This window comes from Pseudoduganella chitinolytica, from assembly GCF_029028125.1.
GTDB lineage: Bacteria > Pseudomonadota > Gammaproteobacteria > Burkholderiales > Burkholderiaceae_D > Rugamonas > Rugamonas chitinolytica.
The window spans coordinates 1302429-1327563 of sequence record NZ_CP119083.1 but is presented as its reverse complement, the minus strand read 5'-3'; the positions used below and the strand labels follow the sequence as shown (position 1 = coordinate 1327563).

18 protein-coding genes are annotated in these 25135 nt (G+C 68.3%); 7 read left to right on the top strand and 11 right to left on the bottom strand.

The window, feature by feature from the left end:
* Positions 1 to 19: 19 nt before the first annotated feature.
* Genes PX653_RS05840 through PX653_RS05830 form a run of 3 tightly spaced genes read left to right on the top strand, consistent with a single transcriptional unit; the run spans position 20 to position 3815 of the window.
* A complete protein-coding gene (locus PX653_RS05840) occupies positions 20 to 2152 on the top strand; it encodes an acyltransferase family protein (RefSeq protein ID WP_277416972.1) in 2133 nt (710 codons plus the stop codon).
* Entirely contained in the window at positions 2131 to 2373 is a 243-nt protein-coding gene (locus PX653_RS05835) for a hypothetical protein (protein WP_277416971.1), read from the top strand. The genes PX653_RS05840 and PX653_RS05835 overlap by 22 nt, the downstream gene beginning before the upstream one ends.
* Before the next feature lie 56 nt (positions 2374 to 2429).
* Positions 2430 to 3815: an SGNH/GDSL hydrolase family protein gene (locus PX653_RS05830; protein ID WP_277416970.1), complete on the top strand. Its 1386-nt coding sequence runs from the start codon at positions 2430 to 2432 to the stop codon at positions 3813 to 3815.
* A 119-nt stretch (positions 3816 to 3934) separates the two neighbouring features.
* Here PX653_RS05830 and PX653_RS05825 read toward each other — a convergent pair whose 3' ends face one another.
* Together PX653_RS05825 and PX653_RS05820 are read right to left on the bottom strand one after the other, a co-directional pair.
* On the bottom strand, positions 3935 to 5518 hold the full coding sequence (locus PX653_RS05825; RefSeq protein ID WP_277416969.1) for an isocitrate lyase: 1584 nt from the start codon (positions 5516 to 5518) through the stop codon (positions 3935 to 3937).
* A 360-nt stretch (positions 5519 to 5878) separates the two neighbouring features.
* Positions 5879 to 6628 (bottom strand): hypothetical protein, encoded by a 750-nt coding sequence (locus PX653_RS05820; protein WP_277416968.1) that lies wholly within the window; start codon positions 6626 to 6628, stop codon positions 5879 to 5881.
* A 114-nt stretch (positions 6629 to 6742) separates the two neighbouring features.
* On the opposite strand from PX653_RS05820, the gene PX653_RS05815 reads away from it, so the two are divergent.
* Entirely contained in the window at positions 6743 to 7444 is a 702-nt protein-coding gene (locus PX653_RS05815; protein WP_277416967.1) for a hypothetical protein, read from the top strand.
* 12 nt (positions 7445 to 7456) lie between these two features.
* On the opposite strand, the gene PX653_RS05810 is transcribed toward PX653_RS05815, so the two are convergent.
* The gene (locus PX653_RS05810; protein WP_277416966.1) at positions 7457 to 8812 is read right to left on the bottom strand and encodes an MBL fold metallo-hydrolase; all 1356 of its coding nucleotides are present in this window, start codon (positions 8810 to 8812) and stop codon (positions 7457 to 7459) included.
* A gap of 91 nt (positions 8813 to 8903) precedes the next feature.
* Positions 8904 to 9569, bottom strand: a complete 666-nt coding sequence (locus PX653_RS05805) for a hypothetical protein (protein WP_277416965.1) — start codon at positions 9567 to 9569, stop codon at positions 8904 to 8906.
* A gap of 313 nt (positions 9570 to 9882) precedes the next feature.
* Here PX653_RS05805 and PX653_RS05800 point away from each other — a divergent pair, with 313 nt between their 5' ends.
* The gene (locus tag PX653_RS05800) at positions 9883 to 10842 is read left to right on the top strand and encodes an SDR family oxidoreductase (RefSeq protein ID WP_277416964.1); all 960 of its coding nucleotides are present in this window, start codon (positions 9883 to 9885) and stop codon (positions 10840 to 10842) included.
* A gap of 15 nt (positions 10843 to 10857) precedes the next feature.
* On the opposite strand, the gene PX653_RS05795 is transcribed toward PX653_RS05800, so the two are convergent.
* Positions 10858 to 12129, bottom strand: a complete 1272-nt coding sequence (locus tag PX653_RS05795; protein WP_277416963.1) for a glucan 1,4-alpha-maltotetraohydrolase domain-containing protein — start codon at positions 12127 to 12129, stop codon at positions 10858 to 10860.
* Between the two features lie 323 nt (positions 12130 to 12452).
* On the opposite strand from PX653_RS05795, the gene PX653_RS05790 reads away from it, so the two are divergent.
* Complete coding sequence (locus PX653_RS05790; protein ID WP_277416962.1) at positions 12453 to 13124, top strand: hypothetical protein; 672 nt, start codon at positions 12453 to 12455, stop codon at positions 13122 to 13124.
* A gap of 5 nt (positions 13125 to 13129) precedes the next feature.
* On the opposite strand, the gene PX653_RS05785 is transcribed toward PX653_RS05790, so the two are convergent.
* The 3 genes from PX653_RS05785 to PX653_RS05775 form a co-directional block, all read right to left on the bottom strand.
* Entirely contained in the window at positions 13130 to 13735 is a 606-nt protein-coding gene (locus tag PX653_RS05785; RefSeq protein ID WP_277416961.1) for a TetR/AcrR family transcriptional regulator, read from the bottom strand.
* A gap of 77 nt (positions 13736 to 13812) precedes the next feature.
* Positions 13813 to 17358, bottom strand: a complete 3546-nt coding sequence (locus PX653_RS05780) for a pectinesterase family protein (protein ID WP_277416960.1) — start codon at positions 17356 to 17358, stop codon at positions 13813 to 13815.
* 48 nt (positions 17359 to 17406) lie between these two features.
* Positions 17407 to 17979, bottom strand: a complete 573-nt coding sequence (locus PX653_RS05775) for a PEP-CTERM sorting domain-containing protein (protein ID WP_277416959.1) — start codon at positions 17977 to 17979, stop codon at positions 17407 to 17409.
* Positions 17980 to 18345: 366 nt separating this feature from the next.
* On the opposite strand from PX653_RS05775, the gene PX653_RS05770 reads away from it, so the two are divergent.
* Entirely contained in the window at positions 18346 to 21474 is a 3129-nt protein-coding gene (locus PX653_RS05770) for an alpha-1,6-glucosidase domain-containing protein (protein ID WP_277416958.1), read from the top strand.
* 140 nt (positions 21475 to 21614) lie between these two features.
* Here the strand turns inward: PX653_RS05770 and PX653_RS05765 are convergent, their stop codons facing one another.
* From PX653_RS05765 to PX653_RS05755, 3 genes are read right to left on the bottom strand one after another with little or no spacing between them, the layout of a single operon-like run.
* Positions 21615 to 22022: a ParB N-terminal domain-containing protein gene (locus PX653_RS05765; RefSeq protein ID WP_277416957.1), complete on the bottom strand. Its 408-nt coding sequence runs from the start codon at positions 22020 to 22022 to the stop codon at positions 21615 to 21617.
* A complete protein-coding gene (locus PX653_RS05760; protein ID WP_277416956.1) occupies positions 22012 to 23235 on the bottom strand; it encodes an MFS transporter in 1224 nt (407 codons plus the stop codon). Before PX653_RS05760 ends, PX653_RS05765 begins: the two co-directional genes overlap by 11 nt.
* Positions 23232 to 25124: an IucA/IucC family protein gene (locus PX653_RS05755; protein ID WP_277416955.1), complete on the bottom strand. Its 1893-nt coding sequence runs from the start codon at positions 25122 to 25124 to the stop codon at positions 23232 to 23234. Before PX653_RS05755 ends, PX653_RS05760 begins: the two co-directional genes overlap by 4 nt.
* Positions 25125 to 25135 lie beyond the last annotated feature (11 nt).

The following is a 25135-nucleotide window of genomic DNA, read 5'->3' as shown; positions in this document are numbered from 1 at the left end:
CAACCGCCCTACGGCATCCATGTCGCACACCACACCCCTTACCGGCAGTCCCCGTTTCGCCGAACTCGATGGCCTGCGGGCGCTGGCGGTCGTCTCCGTCATCCTGTTCCACTGCGAGATCACGGGCGTGTTCAACGCCGGCTTCTTCGGCGTCGACATGTTCTTCACGATCTCCGGCTTCATCATCACGTCGATCCTGCTGAAGGAATACCGCAGCGAGGGCGATTTCCGCTTCCTGAACTTCTATTTCCGCCGCCTCAAGCGCCTGCTGCCGCCCGTGCTGGGCCTGGTCCTGATTGCGTTCCTGGGGACGTCGGTGCTGTCGCCCGACGCGTTGCGCAAGTTCATCGCCGATACGCCGGCCGCCTTCCTGTACCTGTCGAACTGGTGGCAGATCGTCGACCGCCAGGACTACTTCGACACCACGCCGCACGTCTTGCGCCACCTGTGGTCGCTGGCGATCGAGGAGCAGTTCTACATCGTCTGGCCGCCGCTCGTCTACCTGGTGCTGAAACGCGGCGGGCCGCGCGCCGCGGGCGTCCTGGCGCTGGCGGCCACGTTGGGCAGCACGGCATGGATGTGGCACCTGTACGAGCTCAATATTGACGCGATCGACCAGAACCGCATCTACCTGGGCACGGACACGCACGCCATGGGCCTGCTGACGGGCGCCGCGCTGGCGTGCTTCTGGAATCCATGGCTGCCGCGCGCCGTCGGGCCGCTGGCGCGCCTGTGCTGGCGCGCCCTGGCGCTGCTGGCACTGGCCCTGCTGGGTGCCATGATCGGCACGATGGACACGTCCAACCCGTGGCTGTACCGGGGCGCCTTCCTGGTGGTGCCGCTGCTGACCTGCATCGTTGCCTACGTGACGATGGGCGACCGCGAGTTCTTCGTGTCGGCGTTGCTGCGCACCCGCGTCGTGCAATGGTTCGGGCTGCGCTCGTACTCGCTGTACCTCGTGCACTGGCTCGTGTTCGTCTGGATGCGCCTGCTCGGGTTCACGGATTTCGCACGTTGGGACGTCTTCCTGCCGGCGCTGGCCGTCGTGTTGATCGTCTCCGAAGCAATGTACCAGGCGGTGGAGAAGCCGGCCATCCGCTACGAACTGAAGCAGGCCGGCGACACCCCCAAGAAGGCCGTGCTGGGTGCGTACGTTATCATCGCGCTGCTTTTTTCGACGGCAATTCGGGCGGTGGAATTCGAGGAACCGGCACCTGTGATCGTCGCCAGCGCCGGGGCTCCCGCCGTACTGCCGCCGCTGCCGGTTGCGGAGCCAAAACCGGCACCGCAGCCGGCGGCCGTGCAGCCAGCCGGCGCTATCATGCCAGCGGAGGAGGACATCGATCCAGGCGTGCGCATTTCCGGCGGCGAGCACCTGTACGCGCTGGGCGACTCGGTGCTGCTGGGGGCGCGGGATCACCTGCGCAAGAGCATTCCCGGCATCGAGGTCGACGCGGCCGTCGGGCGCCAGGTCCGCCACGGCCTCAAGATCGTGCAGGGGTGGCAGGACCGGCTCGATGGCGCCTCGACGGTGCTGGTGCACCTGGGGACGAACGGCTACATCAACGAAGGCCAGTTGCGCGAACTGCTGGGGGCACTGGCCCGCTGCAAGACGGTGCTGCTGGTAACCGTGCACGCGGACCGGCGCTGGACGGCGCCGAACAACGAACTGATCGCGCGCATGACGCGGGAATTCCCGAATACGCGCGTGCTCGACTGGAACGCGGCCTCGGCGGCACGGCCGGACTGGTTCGTCAAGGATGGCATCCACCTGTCGCGCCGCGGCATCCTGGCCTACGCGGCGCGGATCGAGGCGGCCACGGGCGGCACGCCGCTGCCGCTGCCGGAGCCGGCGCCTGCGCCTGCGCCGTTGCTCGAGAAGCCGCGCCGCACGGTGCGCGCCCATGCGGACGCGGGTGCGCATCCGCGGCACCACCAGCAGGCCGGGGCAACTGGCGAACCGACCGCCGCGGCGGTCGCGCCGGAACTGCCGGCCGCGGTACGTGGCCAGGCCACGGAGCCTGGCGAGGCGGCGCACAATCCAACTTCTGCCCCGGCAAGCGAACAGCACGCCGGTCGGCAGGCCGGGAGCCTGAGCGGCCGGGATGGTGCGATGAGAGGAGCACAACGATGGCACTGCGCAGCTTGCTGACGCTGGTCCACATTCTGGCGGCGCTCGCGCTGGGGTTCCTGCGGGTGGGCGTGGAGATCCTGCGCGACTGCGTCAAGCTGAAAGGCGGCTCGGAGGCGGCAGGCCTGCGCTTCTATGTTGGCGGCGGCCCTGCCAGCGACACCTATATCGACAAGGTGCGCACCGAACAGCGCAAGCTCAACCTCGTGGCGGCCGGCGCCCACGTCCCGACGACCGACTGACGCCCCGCCGATCGCCATTCAACCTTTTGCGCCACCGCTTGCGTGGCTGGAGACCCATGCGTTTACCGATATCCGCTGTCCTGATCGCCGCCGCCGTGCCGGCCGCGCCCACCTTTGCCGCACCGCTGGTGCCGGTCGTGACCACGCTTCCGGTGCAGGCGCACCCTGACGTGGGCAACCTCGAATGCGAGCGGAGCGCGCCTGCGCCGCGCCGTCCCGCCACTCCCAATCCCGACCCGCTGGAAGTACCCGACGAAGAGGTGGTGCAGGAGATAGTGCAAGCACAGGCCGAAGCGGCGCCCGCGCCCGGCGGCACCACGCCAGCGGCGGCACCGCTTCCCGGCCCCGCCGCGCGCATCGCGATCTGGGGCGACAGCCACCTGGCGGCCGCGTTCTTCAGCGAAGAACTGGCGCGCCAGCTGAAGGTACCGCTCGATAATGTGTCGAACGTACTGCTGCCGGCGAACATGGGGCGCGCCGGCGTGCGCCTGCCGATCCGGCGCTCGTGCGTGTCGCCGCAGTGGAAGTACGAACTGGGCTACCTGGGCGGCGATCATGCGCGCACCCCCGGCCCCGGCCTCGTCAACCTGGTCACCGAGCAGGCCGGCGCGACCCTCGCGTGGGATGTGCGCACCGACAAACGCGTGGCCAACTACGAACGCGTGCGCATCCTGTACCAGCAGACGGCGGCACCGACCGTGGTCGGCATCAGCGTCGACGGCGCGGCCGAAACCCAGGTCACGCTGGACCGGCAACCCGGCCCGGCCGTGCTGGAGCTGGCGGCCGACCGGCCGATCTCGCAAGTGAAGATGCGCCTCATCGTGGGACCGATGCGGCTGCACGGGCTCGACCTGCAGGCGCAGCGCGCCAGCCAGCTGGCGATGGACGTTTTCGGCTACCCCGGCGCCACGGTGGCGGGCTGGAAAACGCCGCAGCTGGACTACCTGGCATCCTGGTTCGGCCAGCGCGACTACCAGCTCGTGATGCTGGAATTCGGCACCAACGAAGGTGCCGCCCGGCCGTTCGACAGCGCCGCCTACCGGCGCACGCTGGAAGAATCCGTACGCAATATGCGCACCGTGTTTCCTCAAGCCGCGTGCGTGCTGATCGCGCCGGGCGACCGCGGCGTGCTGGTGCCGCAGTCGGTCAACCGCGGCAAGCGCAAGGGCAAAGGCAAGGCGAAGGCCCCGAAGATCGTCCTGTACCGGTACTCGCGGGTGCACGCCGAGATCGGGCGCGTGCAGCGTGAAGTGGGCGCTGCGGCCGGCTGCGCCACGTGGAGCATGCTGGAGGCGATGGGCGGCATGGGTGCCGCGTACACTTGGGCGCGCCAGTCGCCGCCGCTGATGGCGCGCGACCTGATCCACTTCACGGTGCCGGGCTACCGGCGTTTTGCGCGCGAGTTTGCGCGCGACATGGGGTGGACGGACGCTGACAAATGACTGGTCTGCCTGATGAGTAAAACGGCGGGCGCGTCCGGGAAGTGCATTACGACCGGGGCACAGCGCCAATGACAAAAAGCCGGGTCACCCCGGCTTTTTTGTTCAGGCCCGACGAATCGTCAGAACTGGTTCATCGTGTTGTGCGCGCCGCCCGCCTTCAGGGCCGCTTCGCCGCTGAAGTACTCCTTGTGGTCGTCGCCGATGTCCGAGCCGGACATGTTCTGGTGCTTGACGCAGGCGATGCCCTGGCGGATTTCCTTGCGCTGCACGCCGGCCACGTAGCCCAGCATGCCCTGCTCGCCGAAGTATTCCTTGGCCAGGTTGTCGGTCGACAGCGCGGCCGTGTGGTACGTCGGCAGCGTGATCAGGTGGTGGAAGATGCCGGCTTCGCGGGCCGCGTCGGCCTGGAACGTGCGGATGCGCTCGTCCGCCTCGCGGGCCAGTTCCGTCTCGTCGTATTCGGCGCTCATCAGCTGGGCGCGGTCGTACTTCGACACGTCCTTGCCCTCTTCCTTCATCGCGTCGAACACCTGCTGGCGGAAGTTCAGCGTCCAGTTGAACGACGGGCTGTTGTTGTACACCAGCTTGGCGTTCGGGATCACCTTGCGGATTTCCTTGACCATGCCGCCGATCTGGGCGATGTGCGGTTTTTCCGTTTCGATCCACAGCAGGTCGGCGCCATTCTGCAGCGACGTGATGCAGTCCAGCACGCAGCGCGCTTCGCCGGTGCCCTGGCGGAACTGGAACAGGTTGCTTGGCAGGCGCTTCGGACGCACCAGCTTGCCGCCTTGCTTGATGACGACGTCGCCGTTCGCCAGCGCGTCGGCCGAGACTTCCTCGACGTCCAGGAAGCTGTTGTACTGGTCGCCCAGGTCGCCCGGTTCGCGGGTGTAGGCAATCTGCTTGGTCAGGCCGGCGCCCAGCGAGTCGGTACGGGCGACGATCAGGCCGTCGTCCACGCCCAGCTCCAGGAAGGCGTAGCGCACGGCGCGGATCTTGGCCAGGAAGTCCTCGTGCGGCACGGTGACCTTGCCGTCCTGGTGGCCGCACTGCTTCTCGTCCGACACCTGGTTCTCGATCTGGATGCAGCACGCACCCGCTTCGATCATTTGCTTGGCCATCAGGTAGGTGGCTTCCGCGTTGCCGAAGCCGGCGTCGATGTCGGCGATGATCGGCACCACGTGGGTGACGAAGCCGTCGATCTTGGCCTGGATGGCGGCGCGGGAAGCGTCGTCCTTGGCGTCGTCCAGCTGGCGGAACAGGCCGCCCAGCTCACGGGCGTCGGCCTGGCGCAGGAAGGTGTACAGCTCTTTGATCAGCGCGGCGACGGCGGTCTTCTCGTGCATCGACTGGTCCGGCAGCGGACCGAACTCGGAGCGCAGCGCGGCAACCATCCAGCCGGACAGGTACAGGTAGCGGCGGTCGGTGCTGTTGAAGTGCTTCTTGATCGAGATCAGCTTCTGCTGGCCGATGAAGCCGTGCCAGCAGCCCAGCGACTGCGTGTACTGGGACGGGTCGGCATCATAGGCCGCCATGTCGCGGCGCATGATGGCGGCCGTGTAGCGGGCGATATCCAGGCCGGTCTTGAAGCGGTTCTGCGCACGCATGCGGGCCGCGGACTCGGGGTTGATGGCGTCCCAGGCGCTGCCCTCTTTCGACTTCAGGGTGGCGATGGCATCGATATCGGTTTGGTACTGTGACATGGTGGCGCTCCAGAATGAGTGAATCGGAATCGGTTGGGTCGGCGGCCTGCGGTGTTTTGCAGTGCACACAATCGCTGACCCGATGACTTCATTCTAGACGAAGTTTCGGAAAGTCCTATGTCTTATATAAGAGTTGTTGTTCTCAAGGTTTCTTCGACTTATCAGTGACTTAGCCTCATTATCTCATCATATGAAATGCCTTTTCGCGCAATGAGAGAGGAAAATGTTCGGATACGGCGGCGCAATACCACGATGTGAAATGGCGTTCATTCCCGTGAAAAATCGGGGTGGAACGCCGTTCGGTGCCCACGCCACCAGGGGCCGAGGCCGGCGGTCCTTGGGTGGGGGGGAACTTCGGGGTCAGTCGTCCCTTGCAGGGACAGACCCCAGCCCCGGCAGCACGTGGCGGAAGGTCGGCTCGATATGCATCGAATGCAGATGACGGACGATGTCCTCCAGCGTGGCATCCTTCAGCAGCAGGCCCGCTGGCGTCGCGGCGATGGCCGGTGGCGCTACCGCTTCCTCCGGCGCACGCTGCAGGAGCTCGAGCGCCCGGCGCACCTGCGCGAGCGTGGCGCTGTCGATCCCCTGCAGGAACGCGGCCTGGGCGGCAAGCGGCGGCCGCATCTCCAGCCCCGGCTCGTCCGCGAACGACGCGCCCATGCCGGGATGGATGAACGCCGCCCAGCGGCCGCTGGCGCGGTTCAGGCATGGCGGCAGCGGCACTGGCGCCAGCACGTCGGACTGCGGCACAGCGGGACAGTACGCCGACCGCAGCAGGTCGTGCAGCTGCTGCGCCAGCGCCACCGGCATCGCGTCGGCAAACGACAGCCACAGCCGGTAGCCGGTGGCGCCGTTGATGCTGACGGCCGGTGCCGGCAACCCCTGCTCGGCCTGCAGCAGGTTCGCCACCTCGCACAGCCGTTCCCATTGTGCCGCCCCGTCCATATCGGGCCGGGCGTCGAATGGCAGCACGATCGCGCGCACCGTCCCGGCGTGCCCAAGGGCGAACGCAGGCGTGGCCTGCCCTTCCAGTTGCGCTGCCAGTTCGGCGGGGGCCTGGCCGGCCGGCAGGTACAGGCGGATCAATTGCGCTATCAACTCTTGCATGGTCGTTCCTTGTCACGATGAGCCGATATTATCGCCGCGATCGCGCCCAGCGTCGCCGGCGGACGGCTGCTGCACTACAATGGCGCTCCTCCCGCAACGTCCTGCCGATATCCGATGAGCATCCCCGACCTGCCCTTCCGGGCCACGACCGAAGAAGCCTGCGCCTGGCTGGCGCAACAAACCGGCACGCCCTGGACACTGGCCACGCTGCTGGAACACGGCGTGACACCCTACGTGTGGCTCGACTACGACGCGGCGCTGCCGGAGCTGTTCGGCGACGCCAACGGCGGTTATGCGGCGCCGATCTTCTTCGAAGGCGACGTCGCCCGCCTTGCCGCCGGCAGTCCGAACGTGTCGATCACGCTGACCAAGGACGCCTACGGCATCGTGGCGCGCCCGCCGGCACCGGGCTTCCTGCGCCGGCTGGACGAACTGCGCTTCCAGAAGAAGGACCTGGCGGCACTGGCCAAGCGGCTGCTTCAGCCGCCCGCGCCGGCAGCAAAGCCGGTCGCCGAATCGCCGTTCGGCATCGGCAAGGATGAGGTGCTGGCAGCCTTCGGCCGCATCGTGCGGCTCGACCTGTCGCAGGCGCTGGACGACGCGATCGGCATCTTCGGCGACGACGGCGCGCGCGTCAAAGCCAGTGCCCGCAAGTCCAAGCGCAACGCCGTGTGGAATCCGGTGACGTTGGCCCTGGGCCTGCATGACGTCTACCGCGCGCCGCTGGGGCCATTGAAGAAGGCGTTCAACACGCACGACTTCCTGCGCGCGTGGCGCGACGACTGGGAAGAGTCGCTGCGCCTGCTGGGCAAATAACGCGCCCGGTGATCAGCGTCCCGCCATCAGCCGGCGCAACTGCGCGGCCTGGTAGGCGCCAAACGTCTCGCCGAACACGCAGCGGATCAGCGGGTCATCCACCACGTCGGCGTCCGCCAGCGCCCGCTCCGTGTCCGCTTCGAACACCATGTCGTTGACGCGCAGGTACATCGACGTCAACGCTTCCCCTTCCTCCAGCGCCGCATACAGCTTGGCCGCCGGCACCTCGGTGCGCCAGCCCACCGGCGCCGCCGTCTCGTCGAGCGTGGCCGGCGCGCCGGGCGCCAGCCGGTAGCGCAACTGCGTGGGCGTGCCGGCTGTGTCGTACAGCGTCAGTTGCCACACGCGCGGCACGTCGAAGTAGTCGCACGCGGCTTCGGTCTCGGCGTAGCGTGCCGGCAGTTCGGTCAGGCAGAAGTGCATGACGCGGGCATGCTGCAGCGCTGTCAGCGCAGGGAATTCGCGCGCGATGGCGGCGGTCGGCGGTGGCGCGGCGTTGCCTTCGTAGACGTAATCGACGTCCTGCGGGCCGACCGGGATGACCCAGTCGAGCCGTCCCGCCGGCTGCAGCGCCGTGCCATCGAGCCGCACCGCGACGCCTGGATCGAGACGCACCACCTGCGTATCCGGCAGTGCTGCCGTCACTTCGCGTGCGAACAGCGCATACGAAATGGGGAAGAATGCACGGTTGTACCAGGACCAGGGCTCCAGGCGGAACTGGCAGGAACTGGGCACGACGTAGCGCGGCGCCAGCGCCTGCAATTGTCCGATCCAGTGCTCTGGCAGCGCTGGCGGCGCGGCCGCGGCCCTCGTCGGCGCGAGCACCTCGATCTCACGCATCGTCTGGAACGGCCACAGCACCATGTCCCACGGACCTTGCTCTACAAGGTGCGCCAGCGTGCCGTCGTCGATCCACGAATCGACGACATTCAACACATTCAGCCCGGCCGTCTGCACCTGGAACATGGAATCGACTTCCGCATCCATCGCCTCGCGCGGCGTCACGCGGAAGGGCCCGACCTGCACGGCCTCGTCCAGCCGCAGCGGCGTCACCTGCGTGAACCCCAGCTTTTTCACCATGCCGAACAGCTCGTCGAACCCGCAGTAGATATACAGCGGCGTGGCGCGGTCCAGCAGGTCCAGGCTGTCGAGCGAGCAGTGGTCGTCGTGGAAATGGGAAATGAAGACTGCATCGAAGCGCTGGGCGCGGATCGCCGCCACGTCGAAGCGCACGTCGGGAAACGCGTGGCAGTTGCGGCTGAACGGGTTCTCGAAGATGGTGTCGAAGGCGACGCGGGTGCCGGCGCAGTCGAAGACGTAGCCGGCGTGGAGGATGCGGGCGATGGTGAGCGAGGGCTGGGCTGTCATTTGAAGGCGATGGGGACGGCAACGGTGCCGCCGTTGATGGCGTTGTACCGGATTATACGGCGCCAACGCCGGGGCCGCACTTGCGCGACCGCTATCCCGGCGCCCTCGTTTGCGCGCTGTCGGCAGCTCCGGCCCTGGCGCCGGCGGCAGTGTCTTCCTTCGCCCCCTCATCCGCCTTGCGCTTCTCGCTCTCCCACTTCATGTAAGTCTCGAACATCTTGTGGACGAATTCGATCTCCTGTTTTTCGACCTTGGCCCAGTTGTTGGGTGCAGCTTCGGCATCCGGCGCGCTGGAGAATACGGTGTCCTTCTTGACCAGTTCACGCATGGCCTCCGTCACGTCCTTCGCGCCGGTGATCTTGATCGCCAGCAGCAGCTCTTCGCGGCGGCGCTGGATGCGCTGGAAGTAGCGAAAGTCGTTCATCGTGTGGCGATACTGCATCAGGAAAAACACCGCCACGTATTCGATGAAGACCGCCACGCCCAGGTTACGGATCAGTACCACGATATCCTGGACACCGAGGTCGCGCCACTGGCGGACATCGGCCACCTGCTTGCCGAGCCCGAAATAGAAAAAAACCAGCCCCATCGACGCGATGGCGCAGCCGATCCAGAGATACAGCTTTGCGCGCTTGTGCAACGTGTGCGCCAGCTGGCGCGAGCACACCGACAGATAGGCGGCGAGCCCGGTGATCGACAGTCCGTCCTGTGCCTCGTAGCTCAGCTCGCGCCAAGCCGCGTTCCCGACTGCGCCCATGACGCCTCCATGGCAAGGTTCGTACCGGTGCGCCCCGCCGCATATTCCTGTCCAGCAGGCCTTTCCAGATCGTGCAAGCCACCCGGGCCGCCACGCTGCGGATCTTGTTCAACCGGCAGATCCCAGTATGCGCGGGTTCCGTGAGCGGCAGAATCAGAAATTCGGCGCCCGTTGTTTTGCGACGACTGGCGCCCGGGCCGCGCAAGGCGTCAGCCGTGCGACCGCCAATCCGACAATGCGGGCACCATATCCCCGAGCGCAGCCAGCCGGCTGCTTCGACCAACGTGAACAAGGGAACAGCATGGCAAAATACTTGAAACATGGAAATCGCATCGTCATCACCGGCGCCTCCAGCGGCATCGGCGCCGCCACCGCCATCGCCTTTGCCCGCCAGGGCTGCCGCCTCGTGCTGGGCGCCCGCGGCCGCGAAGGCCTGGAAGACATCGCCGCGCAGTGCCGCGCGGCCGGTGGACAAGCGCAGATCGGCATTGTCGACGTTACCGATGCCGCCGCCGTGGCGCGCTTCGCAGCTGGCGCCCGGGAAGCGCTGGGAGGCATCGACCTGTGGTTCAGCGACGTGGGCATCGGCGTCGTCGGCAAATACCTCGACGTGCCCATCGCCGACCATCACCGCGTGATCGAGGCCAATCTGGTCAGCCATATGAACGACGCCCACGCGGTGCTGCCCATCTTCCAGCAACAGGGCCACGGCATCTGGGTCAACATGATTTCGCTGGGCGGCTTCATCACGTCGCCCTATGCGGCCGCCTATGCCGCCAGCAAGTTCGGCCTGCGCGGCTTCAGCGCGGCGCTGCGCGGCGAGCTGCGCGACTGGCCGGATATCCACGTGTGCGACGTCTACCCCACCTTTGTCGACACCCCGGCGATCTACCACGCCGGCAACTACACGGGGGCAAGGCTGACGTTCCCGCCCGGCGCGCTGACGCCGGAGAAGGTGGCGGACGCCGTCGTCAAGCTGGCGCGCCGCCCGCGCGATACCACGGTGCTGGGTGCGCCGGAAAGCGCGCTGCGGCTGGGCGAACTGGCCAATCCCGTCGCCGCCTCGCTGATGAACCGTTTCATGGACCATTGGTCGAGGAAAGCGGCGCCGGCGCGGCCGACGACCGGCACGATGTACGCGCCGCCAGAGGGTCCCAGCGGCATTCGCAGCGGCCAGCGGCGCGGGCACCAGGGCAGCAATACGGTGCTGGTGCTGGGCGCCGCGCTGGCCGCCGCCGCCCTCGGTGTGCGCCTGGCACGCGGCGAGGGCTGAGGCCGTACTTGACGCCTACTTGATCCAGACCGCGTAGTTGGTCCCGGAGGCCTGCAGCGTCCAGCCGGTGCCCGGGCTCCAGCTGTTCGGGCCGATCTTCATGGCCAGCTGGCGCGTGCCGCCCGTGACGATGGCCGCGTACAGCCCCTGCGTGGCCTGCTGGATCGCGACGGCCGACGTGGAGGTCACTCCGGCTGCCTTGCGCGCGTTGATCAGCGCGCCGATCTGGGTCTTCAGGCCCCAGTCGTACACGTGCGGGTAGAACACCGTGGGGATGCCCGGATGGGTCAGGATGTAGGCGTAGCCCTGCATCACGCTGCCGCACGGTGCGGCCCACAGGTTCTGGCCGGTGCCGCAGCTTTCCGCCGGTCCCGTGTCGTGGTTGTCGACGAACGTCACCGACATCGCGGGCCACCAGCCGATGGTTCCCTGCGGCTTGCCGTCGGTGGCCTTCAGGCGCCAGTAATTGCCGTTGGCGAGGGCGTCGTTCAGGATGCCCTTGGTGGTGAAGTCGAACGCGCCGCACGCGTTGCCGGTACCGTTGATCCAGTCCATGATCATCTGGCGGTTGGCGTTCAGGTTGTTCAGGTCGAAATCGGGCCAGACTTCACCCACGCAGAAGTCCGGCGCGAAGGCGTTCGCATACTGGCCCGCGTAGCCGGCGCCAAAGCCGCGCACGTAGTCGAAGCGCAGGCCCGTGAAGCCCACCGGCTTGACCGTGTAGTTCAGCCAGTGCTTGATGCCGTTCTGGGTCTCGCCCACGTTGGTGTGATCGAGGTCGCGCCCGGCCGAGAAGCCCGTCCCCGTGTCGCCACTACCCAAGCCGCAATTGCATTCGTCGCCATTGACGACCGTGTGCGTGCTCCACGTCGGATTGGTGAAATCGGCCCAGCCCTTGGTGCCCACGCGGTGGTTGACGACGATGTCGGCCAATGACTGAATGCCCTGCTCCTTGAACGCCCGTACGACCTCGTACAGGTCGGAAGAACTGCCGTAGTTCGAATCGAGCACGTCGAGCCGGCGCGGCAGGTAACCTTCACGCGCCGCCGAATCGGAGGGCGGAGGGAACCAGACGTGCGTGATGCCCAGCGCCGCCAGGTCGGTGGCGTTGCCGCGCAGTTTGTTGTACCAGTTCGGGCTGGTACTGTTGGCGGAATGCCAGTGGAAGCCCTGCAGCAGGATGGCCTTGCTGGCGCCGGCCTGCTGGGTGGGGGTGGCGGCGTTGGCGTGCGATGCGGCGCCAAGCGTCGCGGCCGCCAGGGCGGCGGCGAGGATACGTTGTTTCATGGTGGTTGTCTCCGGTTGTGATGGCCACGGTGGCCGGCAGATCCGACTACAATGCTGATGTAGTCGAACTACTTATCTGACTGTGCTTCTGTTTGCCGAAGCTTTCCGTCAGTTGATGCGATTGTTTGCGATCAGCGCAGGCCAGTCAACCGTGTTCCCGCTGATGATGTAGTTTTGGTACGGTATACTTGACAGGTGACGTCACTGATGTAGTTCGGGTACATCGGATGCTGGCGACGCCGTCCGCGTCCGGTGTGGCCGCACTCGCGCGCAAACTGATACGCTGGGTATCAATTTATGCCGGCATCGGCCAGGATGACTCCATGCGCGCCAATCCCTCCCTCTACGACCGCATGACCCCATGGGTTCTGCTGTGTGCCCTGCTTTGCTGCTACCCGCTGTCGCAGGCGATCCCGCCTGCATGGGTGTGGGAGAACGGCATCGTCGAGGAAGGCGATGTCCTCGTGCTCTCTATCGGCTGGGCGTGGGCCGTGGCGTCATGGCTGCGCGACCGTCCCGCGCCGGCGGCCCTGCTGGCGCGCAGCGTGATGCCACTGTGGGTCCTGCTGATCGGGCGCGAGATGAGCTGGGGGGCCGTGCTGTTCGCCCCCGACCGCATGACGGCGGCCGGCCCCGTCTTCACGTCGCACCACCTGTGGTACCGCCCCTTCGTGACGCCGCTGCTGGCGGCCCTGCTGGCGTGGTCGGCCTGGTCGGCCTGGCGCTGCCGGCTCGATCGCCAGCTGTACGCCGTGCTGGCGCGTGGCCGTTTTCCCTGGATGGCCTTGTTGGTCGTGCTGGCGGCGGCGCTGGGCTCGAGCTGCGCGGAAGAACACGTGCACGCCTGCCTGGTGACGCTGCCGGGGCAACGCTTCGAGGAACTGGCGGAGCTGGTGGGCTACGTGGCGCTCGTCGCCGTGCAGGCACGCGTGCTGGCGGAGTGCCGCACCCGCACGGCCACGTTGGCACCGGCGGCCACGGCCCCGGTCCACTGACGGGACTACGGCGCGGCCGGTTCGCGCAACTGCGCCGCCTGGACCATGAGCTGCCAGGCCCGCGCGGCCAGCTGGCTGCGCTGCCCGGGGGCCCGCGCATACAGCGCCCCTCCCAGCAGGGATGCCAGCAGCACCACATCTGCCGCCTGGAAGTCGGCCCGGCACGTGCCGGCGGCCACGGCGGCGGCGACCGGTCCCTCGAACGCCGCGACGAAGCGGGCCAGCGCCGCCTGGAATTCGGCACTGTCATGGTCGCAGGCCTGCCAGTATTCCGTCAACGGCGCCCGCGCCAGCAGGTGCTGCGCCAGGAAGCGCAGCAGGCGGGCCAGCGCGTAAGGGTCGCCGGCACCCCTGGCCGCCTCACCCTCGATGGTGGCAAGGGTGCGCTCCAGCAGGCCTGCAATGAGTGCATGCCGGTCGGCGAAATGCCGGAACAGCGTGGCACGGCCGACACCGGCCCGCTGCGCCACGGCGTCCAGCGGCGCCTGTACGCCTTCTTGCAGGAATACGGCTTCGGCCGCGTCCAGCAGGCGGTCGCGATTCTGCACCGCATCGCTGCGCCGGGGCGTGCTGGCGCTCGAGGAGGATTCGGCGGACGGCTTCCGTGACATGGCGGACATGGGTGGCAAGGAGCCGGCAGTATGCCCCTGCGCCCTGCCATATCAAGCACACCTGCCGGCGCGCCGGATCAAGGCTGCGGCGCCCAGCCGGCCCCTCCGCCATACCCCGCAAACACCTGCGCGCGCGTGCCGAAGCCGGCGGCGACGTCCTGCGCATCGAGCTGGAAGCCGCCCACGCGCGCGGCCAGGTCGATCGGGTTGCCCTCCAGGTCCGTCGTGCCGTACTCGCGCCAGCCCGACACTGCATTCGGCACCGCAGGATTGGGTGCCGGCTGGCCATTGACGCCCGGTCCGGCCCATCCCGCCGCCGCCACGTGGCGACCCATGCGACAGTTGATGAAGGCGATGTTGTCCCAGCTTGCCGTGCCGCCGGGACTGCGCGCCAGCCAGGTCGCGCCGGCCGGCACGTCGCCATGCAGCGGGCCGGGACCCGGACCGTGCGTCAGGCGGCTGTCGAGGAACACGAAGCCCTTGTCGGTGGCGGCCGGTACCCGCGCCTGCAGCACGTAGCCGCCATTGGCGGCATTGGCGCTGTCGCCCACCGAGCGGATCTCGCTGTCCTCGAACAGCGCGGCGCGGGGGCTGCCCCAGATGAAGTCCACGTTGCCGGCCACCAGCGTGCGGTGGAACCATGACCAGCCCTTCAGGTTCAGGGTGTCCTGCTCGCTGTGGAACGCCGCATCCTGCGCGACGAGGCGGCCGCCGTCGCTGTTGAAGTACAGCGTTTCGGCCTGGCCCGAGATGGCGGGCGAACGCAGGGTCGTATTGCGCAGCGTGAGGTTTTGCAGGCGCAGCATGTCGGCCGCCTCCACAAGCATCAGCGCGCGCCCGCCGTTCGTGCCGTTCGCGTTGGCGACCTGGCTGGCACCGGTGCCCGGGTTCAGCGTCTCGTTGTTGGTGTAGCGGATCTCGACGCCGTCGCGGCTCTCGCCCACGATGCCGACGTTGTCCTTGCCGCGCAGGTACAGCAGCTCCTCGTAGGTGCCATTGCGTACATCGATGGTCACGGGCGCCGCCTTCGCCAGGTGCTGCATGGCGTGGTTCAGCGCTCCCTGCACGGTACGGAAGTCGGCCGTGCCGTCGTCATCCACCGTCAGCACGTCGCCCGCCGGCGCGGCCGCCTTGGTGGCGAACGTCCAGCCGGCCGCCTTGCCGATGCCGACGAACGGCACGCCGCCCAGCCGCGCGTTGGCGAACACGCCGTCCGCGATCGCCACGTAGTAGTCGGTGCCGTAGGCCAGCCTGCCGCCGTGCAACCGGATCGTCGCTGTGTTCCCGTCGATCCGGATCGGCACCGTATTCACCTTGCGCACCTGCTCCTGGCCGGGATAGCCCAGCACGTCGCTCTCGGCACCGGTGCGGACGACGTCCACCAGCACATCGTCCGCCTTGCGGTAGATGCGCACGGAGCCGCCGCTGCCCAGCGTGGGCGGCGCGTCGAACGTCAGCTTGAGTGCCACGTCCACCGGTTCCGCGGCGGCCAGCGGCGCCGGCGCCGTCGCGGATTGCAGCGCGTACGTCTGCGTCGGCTGCACGAAGCGCGGCGCGATGGTGGCCGCGATCGTCCGCGTCAACGCCGGATCGGCGCCAGAGCGGAACACGATGTCCGCCGAGCCTGCCGCCAGCGGCGTGATCGTCGCCGTATTGCCGTCCAGCGTGACACTGGCCACGGCGGGGTTGCTGGACACCGCCGTGCAGCTGTCCGCGCGGCCGTCCGGCGCGACCGCGTTGACGGCAAGCCGGTACGGCGCATCGCCGGCTTCCGCGGCGTAAGTGGTGACGGCTGGATCGAGCGCCAGCTGGGCCGGTCTCTGCGCCGGGTCGCCGATGCGCACGTCGTCGATCTGGAACGATTTGTTGGCCGTGTACAGGCCCACCACGCCGCGCGCCGCGAAGGCACTGTCCACGATCGACCCCAGGTTCTCGCCATCCAGGTAGACCGTCAGGGTGCTGCCCACCAGTTCGAAGCGCACCGTGTAGAACGGCCCGTCCATGGCGATCGGCTTCTTGACCTGGCGTGGGCGGCTCAGCGATCCGGCCAGCATCTTCGCGATCTCGACCTGGGTATTGGCGGTGCTGTTCTGCACGTTCAGGCCCGCGCCGTACCAGTTGGCGGGGTCCGTGTAGCGGGTGACGAGGTATAGCTGCTTGTTGCCCGTCGTGCCGTTGGTCAGCGGCCGGATGCGCGCCTCCACGTAGTAGTCGCCCGCTGGCACGGCCGCCAGCGCGGCCGGCTTGATCAGCGCCAGCACGCCGCCGGTGGAGGCGGCCGTGTACTGCAGCACCTTGTTGGCGCTGCCGGCCACCTCGTCCTGCACCCGGAAGCTGCCGTTCGGTCCCGGCACCGGCAGCAGGTCCCAGCGGGCGGCCGTACCGGCCTGGAAGTCGTCGCAGAAGTACAGGCCGGACGCCGGGCAGGCGGTCACGGGACCCGTGTCGATCGTCGTGCTGCCGGTGCCCGTCACCGTGGTGGCCAGCTTGCCGCCGCCCGCCTGCGCCAGCGCGTTGGCCTTGACCAGGGCGGCCGGACGCACGCTGTACGGATACGGCGGGGTCCAGGTCACATTGGACGAGACGGCGCACGCCCCCAGCGCCGCACCGTTCAGCAGAGAGCCCGTGTCGCGGAAGGCGCCCGGCACGGCGCCGGCAAAGTCCTTCACCACGTCCGGGCAAGCGAGGGCGCCGGCGATCTCGAAGATGTTGTTGTTGGCGAGGATCTTGGCGGCGTTGCCCACGCCGACGCTGTAGCTGACCGGGTAGACCGGATGCGTTTTCGATCCGGTGAAGTAGTTGTTGAACAGGTGGACCTGGCCGAAGCGCACGCGTGGCGCCCGGCTGGCCACGTCGCGGAAGACGTTGTTGCTGAAGGTGATGCGCAGGCGCCCTTCGTCTCCCGTGGCGCTGTCGCTGCCGCCAACCAGGTTGTTCTTGTTGTGCTGCTCGAACAGGTTGTAGGAGACCGTCACGTAGTCGGAGCCGTTCGTGATGTCCAGCGCGCCGTCGTGGCATTGGCGCACGTGGCCGTTCTCGACGGGCAGGAAGTCGTCCGTCAGCGGCGCGTCGGTGAAGCTGACGTGGTCGATCCAGACGTGATCGGCACCGGAGACGCCGATGGCGTCGAACGCCGCGTTCCAGTTGCCGGTGGCGCCGTCGGCCGGGTCCCACACGGGTCCCACGTCGCAGGCATTGACGAGCTTCAGGTTGCGGATGATGACCTGGGACGCGTTCGACACGATGATGTGGCCGTTGACGATGCCGGCGTTGCCGCCAGCGCCGATCAGCGTCGTATTGCTCTTGAGCCGAACGGCACCGCGCGCGGCCTGGTCGGCGCTGCTGGTGAACGGCTGCCCTTCGCTCATATCCACGATGCCCGTCAACTTGATGATCTTCGGGTTGGTGCCGCCGTTGTACAGCGCGGCCAGCAACTGGGCGCGGTTGGCCACGGTGTAGACCTGGCTGCCTGGAGCGGCCGAGCCGCCCAGCGTGCCGCCGGCCTGGCTGGCCCAGCCGTCCAGCGGGGCGGGCTGGCGCGCGGCGTCGACCGCCGCCGCGGCATGGGTGGTGGCGTACAGCAGCACGGCAGCGCCCAGCGCCGCCTTGAATGGGTGTCGCATGTGATTCTCCTGTGGTTTATCGAGCGCGGCGAAGGCCGCGCCAGGACGCTAGCGGGCAGCGCGGCGCCGGACCAGCAACAGGCCCGCCAGTCCCGTCAGCAGCAGTGCGGACGTCGCCGGCTCCGGGACCGCGGCGGCGGTGCCCAGCTGCGCCGTCACCGACCCGAATTCGCTCCAAGCGACGGCGCCGAGATCGAGTTCGATGGTGTGACTGTCGATCAGCGCCGCGACGGGAATGCCGGTGGCGCCGCTGGCACCCGTGAACGTCACCGAGCCGATGGCGGCGGCGAGGCTGGTGCCGAAGTCGAAGCGCATGGCGTAAGCGCCTGTGGGAATGGCGCCGTTGGCGATCACCGTCAGCATGCCGCTGGGGGAAAAATCGATGCCGAACAGGTAGTCGCCGGTCAGGAACTCGACGCCACTGCCGGTGGGATCGAGCCGGGTCGTGTTGGAGCCCGGTTCGGCGGCGAACTGCCGGTCCAGGCCCAGCATGCCGGCGGCGCTGCCGTTGTAGGTGGCCGTGATGACGGCATCCTGCAAGGCGATGGGGGCGGCGTGGGCAGCGGAGGTGGCGGTGGCGGCGAGGAGCGCCAGCACGCCTGCGAGATGCTTGGTGTTCAAGGGTGTCTCCGATCTGGTTATTGTGATGTCGGAAGCGCCGCCGGAGGCGGTCGCCAGGGGACACCTCGCGTGTCCCTTGCCAGTTCGAGCTTGCCGGGTGTGGGCCTCGGTCGAAGATGGTCGATGCCGGATGGGTGCCTGGATGGCAAGCATGCGGTCAGGCCATTCTAAATTGGTCAGGCCGCATTGGCAACGATACCGTTGTTTGGCCGACTACAGGGCGCCCTGTAGTGGAAAGTTTGCAACGTTGCTTGAAAAGCCCGCGGCAGCGCATCTAGCGCAGTAGTATTATTACATCGATTGTTGCGCTGACCTGGCACTCGCCATCCGGCGCTGCACTCTTGACAAGAACAAACAGGAGACACAATGATCATCGGAAGTAGTTTAGGTTCACGCCTGAGCCTCGGGCTCGCCTGCGCGGCCCTGCTGGCCGGCTGCGGCGCCGGCGGCGACGATACAAGCGGCGCCGCCGCACCGACCAGGCTGTCAGGGGGCGTCACTGCCCCGAACGCCGCCACGGCGCCCGCCGTCGCGCCCGGCACCATCCGCATGCACTTCCACCGCATCCAGAACGATTCGGCGCAATGGGGCGTGTATTCGTGGGACGGTCCGCTGCACCCCAGCCCGGCGTGGATCTCGGGCCGCTTCATGTTCACGAACAGCGACGCGTTCGGCGGCTACGTCGACATCCCGCTGGCTGCGGGCAAGACCGCCATCTCGTTCCTCGTCACGGACGGCAACGGCAGCAAGAACTGCGGCGCCGACCAGCAGGCCGCCCTGCGCCCCGACGTGATGACCGCGGGCCAGGAGGTGTGGATGCTGGAAGGCGACTGCACCGTCTACACCAGTCAGCCGGCCCTCAGCTTCGGCAACCTGGGCAGCGCCAAGGCGCACTGGCTGTCGGCAACGGCGCTGGCCTGGCCGGGCGCGCCCGCGGGCGCCACCTATAAACTCTTCTACGCGGCCAACGGCGGCTTGACGGCCAGCCCGGACGCGAGCACCGGCCTGGCCGGCGCCGACGGCAGCGTCAACCTGCGCGCGGCCGCCCTGCCCGATGCCGTGCGCCAGAAATTCCCGCACCTGGCCGACGCCACCGGACTGCGCATGACGGATGCCGACGCGGCCACGCTGGCGCGGGTCGTCAGCGGCCAGTTCGCCATCGCCCAGTTCGACGCGGCCGGCAAGCTGGTGCAGGTCACGTCGCTGCAGCAGGCCGGCATGCTCGATGCGGTCTATGCGCCGCTGGCCAGCATGGCGCAGCTGGGGCTGACGTTCAACCGCCAGGGCGTGCCCACGTTCCGCGTATGGGCGCCGACGGCGAAGTCCGTCCGGCTGGACATCTACGCCAGCGCGAACGCGGCGACGGCGACACCGGTCGCGATGAAGCACGATCCGGCCAGCGGCCTGTGGACCTACACGGCACCCGACGCATCGTGGACCAACCACGCCTACTACACGTACACGGTACAGGTGCTGTCGCGCTGGGCCAACAACACGCTGGTGACGAACACCGTGACCGATCCGTACTCGATCAGCGTATCGGCCAACAGCACCAGGAGCTTCGTGGCCAACCTGGACAGCCCGGCCCTGAAACCGGCCGGCTGGGACGAGCAGCGCATCCCGAAACTGGATGCGCCGACCGACATTGCGCTGTACGAACTGCACATCCGCGACTTCTCGGCCAGCGACAACACGGTGCCAGCGGCCCACCGCGGCAAGTACCTGGCGTTCACCGACACCGAGTCGGCACCGATGCGCCACCTGAAGTCCCTGCAGAAGGCCGGCCTGACGCACGTGCACCTGCTGCCCGCGTTCGACTTCGCCAGCGTCGACGAGACCCGCTGCACAACGCCCGCGATTCCGAACGGCGCCGCCGACGGCACCGTCCAGCAGGCGGCCGTCGCCACCACGCAGAACGCCGACTGCTTCAACTGGGGTTACGACCCGGTCCACTACAACGCGCCGGAAGGCAGCTATGCGACCGACACCAGCGACGGCGCCGTGCGCGTGCGCGAGTTCCGCGCGATGGTGCAGGCGCTGCACGAGGCAGGCCTGCGCGTGGCGATGGATGTCGTCTACAACCATACCAGCCAGTCGCAGCAAGGCCCGCTGTCGGTGCTGGACCGCATCGTGCCGGCCTACTACTACCGCCTGGGCGCGGAAGGCAACCAGCTCAACGACAGCTGCTGCGCCGACACGGCCCAGGAAAACACGATGATGGCCAAGCTGATCGTCGATTCGACCAAGCTGTGGGCGGCCAAGTACAAGATCGACAGCTTCCGCTTCGACATCATGGGCTTCACGCCGCTGGACCTGATGAAGCGCGTGCAGACGGCGGCCAGCAAGGCCGCCGAGCGCCCGATCTACGTGTACGGCGAAGCCTGGAACTTCGGCGCCGTCGGCAACGACGCCCGCTTCGTGCAGGCGCGCCAGGCCAATATGTTCGGCACCGGCATCGGCTCGTTCAACGACCGCATCCGCGACACCGTGCGCGGCGGCGGCTGCTGCGACACGGGCAGCGCGCTCGTCACGCAGCAGGGCTTCGTCAACGGCGTGTGGTTCGATCCGAACGGCCAGTCGACGCAGACGCGCGACGATGCATTGCGCCTGGCCGACCTGGCACGCGTGGCGCTGTCCGGCACCTTGCGCGACTACCGCTTCACTGACCGCTTCGGCAACGTGCGCAGCAACGCCCAGATCGACTACTTCGGCCAGCAGGCCGGCTTCGCGGGCAATCCGGCCGAGACGATCAACTACGTCGAGGCGCACGACAACCAGACGCTGTTCGACGTCAACGCGCTGAAGCTGCCGCAAGGGACGACCGTGGCCGAACGGGTACGGGTGCAGAACCTGGCCAATGCCGTCAACATCCTGGCGCAGGGCATTCCGTTCATCCATGCGGGCCAGGAGATCCTGCGTTCGAAGTCGCTGGACCGGGACAGCTACAACGCGGGCGACTGGTTCAACCGCCTCGACTACAGCTATGCGTCCAACAACTTCGGCGTGGGCCTGCCGATGGCGGGCGTCAACGAGGGCAGCTGGTCCGTCATGGCGCCGGTGCTGGCGAATCCGCTGATCGCGCCGGACCGCCGCGCCATCCTGGCCGCCAAGGCGGGCTTCGAGGAACTGCTGGCGATCCGCAAGGACAGCACGCTGTTCCGCCTGCGCACCGCGCAGGACGTGACGGAACGCCTGAAGTTCCACAACACGGGGCCGACTCAGGTGCCGGGCATCGTCGCCATGAGCATTGCCGGCAGCGAGCCAACCGCCTACCCGGGCGCGCAGTACAAGCAGGTGGTGGTGGTGTTCAACGTCGACAAGGTGGCGAAGACCGTCGCCCTGCCGGAGCTGGCCGGCCGCAAGCTGCGACTGCACCCGATCCAGCGCAACGGCAGCGATGCGGTGGTGAAAACGTCAGGCTACGACAGCCGCACGGGCAGCTTCACGATCCCGGGCCGCACGACGGCGGTGTTCGTGCGGCACGCGGCGGACTGAGCGTCCGCCACAGCCGGGCCCGTGTCCACCATGGGGTCACACCCCGGCAAGGACACGAGCCCGGCGGTTGCCAGTGTTGTGCTCGTGTCCCACTTTGGTGACTGACCCCGCGGTGGGACATGGGCTGGGCTGTGGGGGCGCTAGCGCAGCACCGCCAGGTCGATCGCCGTGCGCGGCAGCGCCGGCGCGAAGCGGTGCCGCGTCGTCTTGTACGGCAGCACCTGCCCGGCGCCGAGGATCGGCTCGTAGATGCCGGCCACCCGGAACGGCTCGCCCGTGCGCCAGTGGGTCACGCTGACGCGGGCGTCGCCGTAGCTCAGCAGCACGCAGGGGACGTAGCGCAGCCGCAGCAGCGCAGCGGCGCTGGCGCGGTGGTTGCCGTCCATGATGATGCCCGTCTCGCTGTCCACCGGGATCGGCGTCGTCCAGACCCCGGTGTCGGCGATGCTGGCCGCCAGCTTGTGCACGTCCACCCGGTTGACGTGCTCGGATGAGCGGAAGAAGGCCAGCGGCTTGATGGCGACGCAGTACGACAGCTCATCGGACATGTGCATTTCCTCCCAATGGATGCGGCGCCGTGGCGCGGCGAACCGCGTAGACGGCCAGCGCGGCCAGCACGTACGCCAGCGCCACCCAGCAATACGTGTACTGCAGGCCGGTGCGCTGCATCAGCAGCCCCCCCAGTGCGATGCCGGCGATCGACGAGAACTGCGTGATGCTCTGCGCGGTGCCCAGCACGTGGCCCTGGCGCAGCGTGCCGGCGGCCTTCGAGACCAGTGCCATCAGCACCGGAGTCGTCGCCCCCAGCAGCACGCCCCAGGCCAGGTGCAGCGCGGCAAACACGCCGATCGAGCGCGTGCCGGCGGCGGCGGCCATCAGCACGGCGCAGCCGAGGGCGATCCACGTCATGCGCCGCAGGACTTGCACTTGCGGCCGTCGCTCGAAATGGCGCGCCCACAAGGCCGCCGACAGGACGAACCCCAGCGCCAGCAGGCCGTAGCACAGGCCCGCCAGCCAGTTGGCGGCGCCGAACGTCTCGTGCACGTACAGGGCGAACGGCGTCTGCGTGATGGTACGACTGACCAGCAGCAGGCCCAGCACCAGCAGCAGCCCGGGCAGCGCGGCCGGATTCGCGTCGGACGACGCTGCCGCCGGCTGGCGCGGACCGGCGCCAGGCGCCGCTGCCGGCTGCCGGGGCAGGCACACGGCGACGGCCGCCGCGCACAGGCCGCACAGCAGCGCCGCCGTCACGTTGATCCAGTAGAAGCTGGCGTGATCCAGGATCGCGCCGCCCGCCACGGCGCCCGCCAGCGAGCCGACATTGGTGGCCACCTGCAGGTACGCGAACAGCCGCGCCCTGCGCTCCGGCGCCGTGATGCCGACGCCGTAGGCCTGGGCCGGCGCGATGTAGCCGGCGCAGGCCCCCTGCACGAACCGCAGCACGAGGATGCTCCAGACGTCGGCCGCATGCGCCAGCGCCAGCTGCGTCAGCGCCAGGCCGAGCAACGCCCGGATCATCATCAGCTGGTGGCCGTGGCGGTCGCCGACGCGACCCCAGAAGGTGCTGGTCAGGACGATGCCCAGCATCGGCCCGACATACACCGCCACGGCGGCAAAGCCGAACAACGCCTCCGAGCCGGTCAGCGCGCGCAAATGCACGGGCCAGAACGGCCCGCTCATCTCCATCGCGCCCATCGACACCAGCTGCAGCGCGAACAGCACGTGGACCAGGCGCTCGCGCGGCGCCCCCGCCCCCGTCATGCCGCCGTGCCGGCCTGCGCCAGCGGCTCGGTCGGCGGCTCAGTCAGCGGATTCTGCAGCTCGTGCGTCAGCCGGTAGTCGGCGTACTGCTGCAGGTGCATGCGCAGCACCGAGCGGGTCGGCCACGGCTGCTCCAGGAAGGCGGCGCGCTCGGCCTGCCAGAATGCCGGATCGACGCGCTGCTCGACCGCATCGAAGGCCGCCGCGAGCTCGTCGCGCAGTACGCGCCACAAGCGCTCGTCCGCCAGGCCGTAGGCACGCGTCAGCAGCAACGCCAGCTCGTGCAGGTGGCACACCAGGCAGGCATCGATGACAAACGCGCGCACGGGCCCGATGTCGCCGTCGAACACCGTCGGCAGGATGCCCGGGTGGACGTAAGGCTGCAGCGTGTGGCCACGCGCCGCCAGCAGCGGCGCGTAGGTGCGGCCGTCGCCGAAGTCGCGGATCAGGAGGCTCTCCGGCTGGCCGTCCGCACCAAACAGCACCGAGGTGTTCTGCTGGTGCGCTTCCAGCGCGATACCGTACAGCAGGTAGATGGCGACAACCGGTTGCGTGACCACGTGCGCATAGCGGCGGAACCAGGCCGTCACGTCGCCCTCCCCGACCAGCTCGGCGACGAGCGGACGGCCGTCCGGCGCCTCCGTCAGCAGTGCCGCGACCGTCACGGGCAGGAGGCCATCGTCGCGCTCGAAGGCGGCGCGGCTGGCGCGGTAGGCCACCGACAGGTGCCGGCCCGGCCGGTCCTCCCGCTTCTCCGCGTGGCGGTAATGCAGCGCCACTTCCTCCGTGAAGATGGCCAGCTTGCCGCCGAAGCCGCCCTCGTCGGCCAGGATGCGCTGGATCACCGTGCTGATGCGGGGTCCCATGTGGATCGACTTGGCCTGCAGGCTGCGCTGCTCGCTCGTCAGCCACAGCGCCAGCGGCAGCTTGATGAACGGCGCATCGCCTGGGGCCAGCGGCATCATCGTGCGGAACGACATCGTCGGCCAGGTCGGCACGTCCGGCCCCTCCAGCAACAGCAGGCCTTCCGCGATCTCGGCCGCATACTCCTGCGGCACGTAGTGCGCCAGCTGCCACTCGTGGATCGGCAGCGGCAGCCACGCGGCGGGATCGAGGTCGCGCGCGCGCAGCCCCGCGGTCCAGTCTTCCCAGATGGCCGGGAAGTGGCTGGCGAACCACTCGTGGTAGCTCGCCACGTGCGGCATGCGCTCGATGTAGGCCATGTCGCCCCGCAGGGCGCCCACGCGCACGTTGACCCGGGCGTTGAACTCGGGCGACAGCCGCGCGACCTCCTCCGGATTCAGGTCAGGCTTGGTTTTCCAGGTCGGATAGAACGGGTGGCCTTCCAGCGCGCCCCACTGGTCCAGCAGTACCGCGCCATCGCGCACGCTGTACTGGCGTCGTACGAGATCGAAGAGACCTGCCGCGCCGCTCGATGCGATGGCGTCGGCCAGTTCGGCGTTCCAGCCGGCGCGGTGCACCCGGGCCAGCGCGTCGTTGGCGACGCTGTTGGCCATGTCGGCGCGCAGGCGCTCGACACCTGCATCGCCGGGCGCAAAGTCGAAGTGTTCGCGCAACACGTCGATCAACTGGCCCGGTTCGTCGATGGGCGTGCGGCTGGCGTCGGCCTTTACGAGCTCGATGGCACCCCGATTGACGAACGTCGCGGCCGGTGCGAGCCACAGGTCTTCGAAGTGCAGCAGCGCCTGGCGCGGCCACAACGGCAGCCAGGCACCCCGCTCGCGCGGCGCGAACACCAGCCGGGCCGGATCGATGATTTTTTCGGCGAACAGGCAGCGCACCAGGCGCCGCAGCGCATTGCGGCGCGCGCCTGCCAGCGCGCGGTCGGCCGCGGATTGCGCTTGCTGCGGAAGAGATGAATGGTTCATGGTAGTCCTAT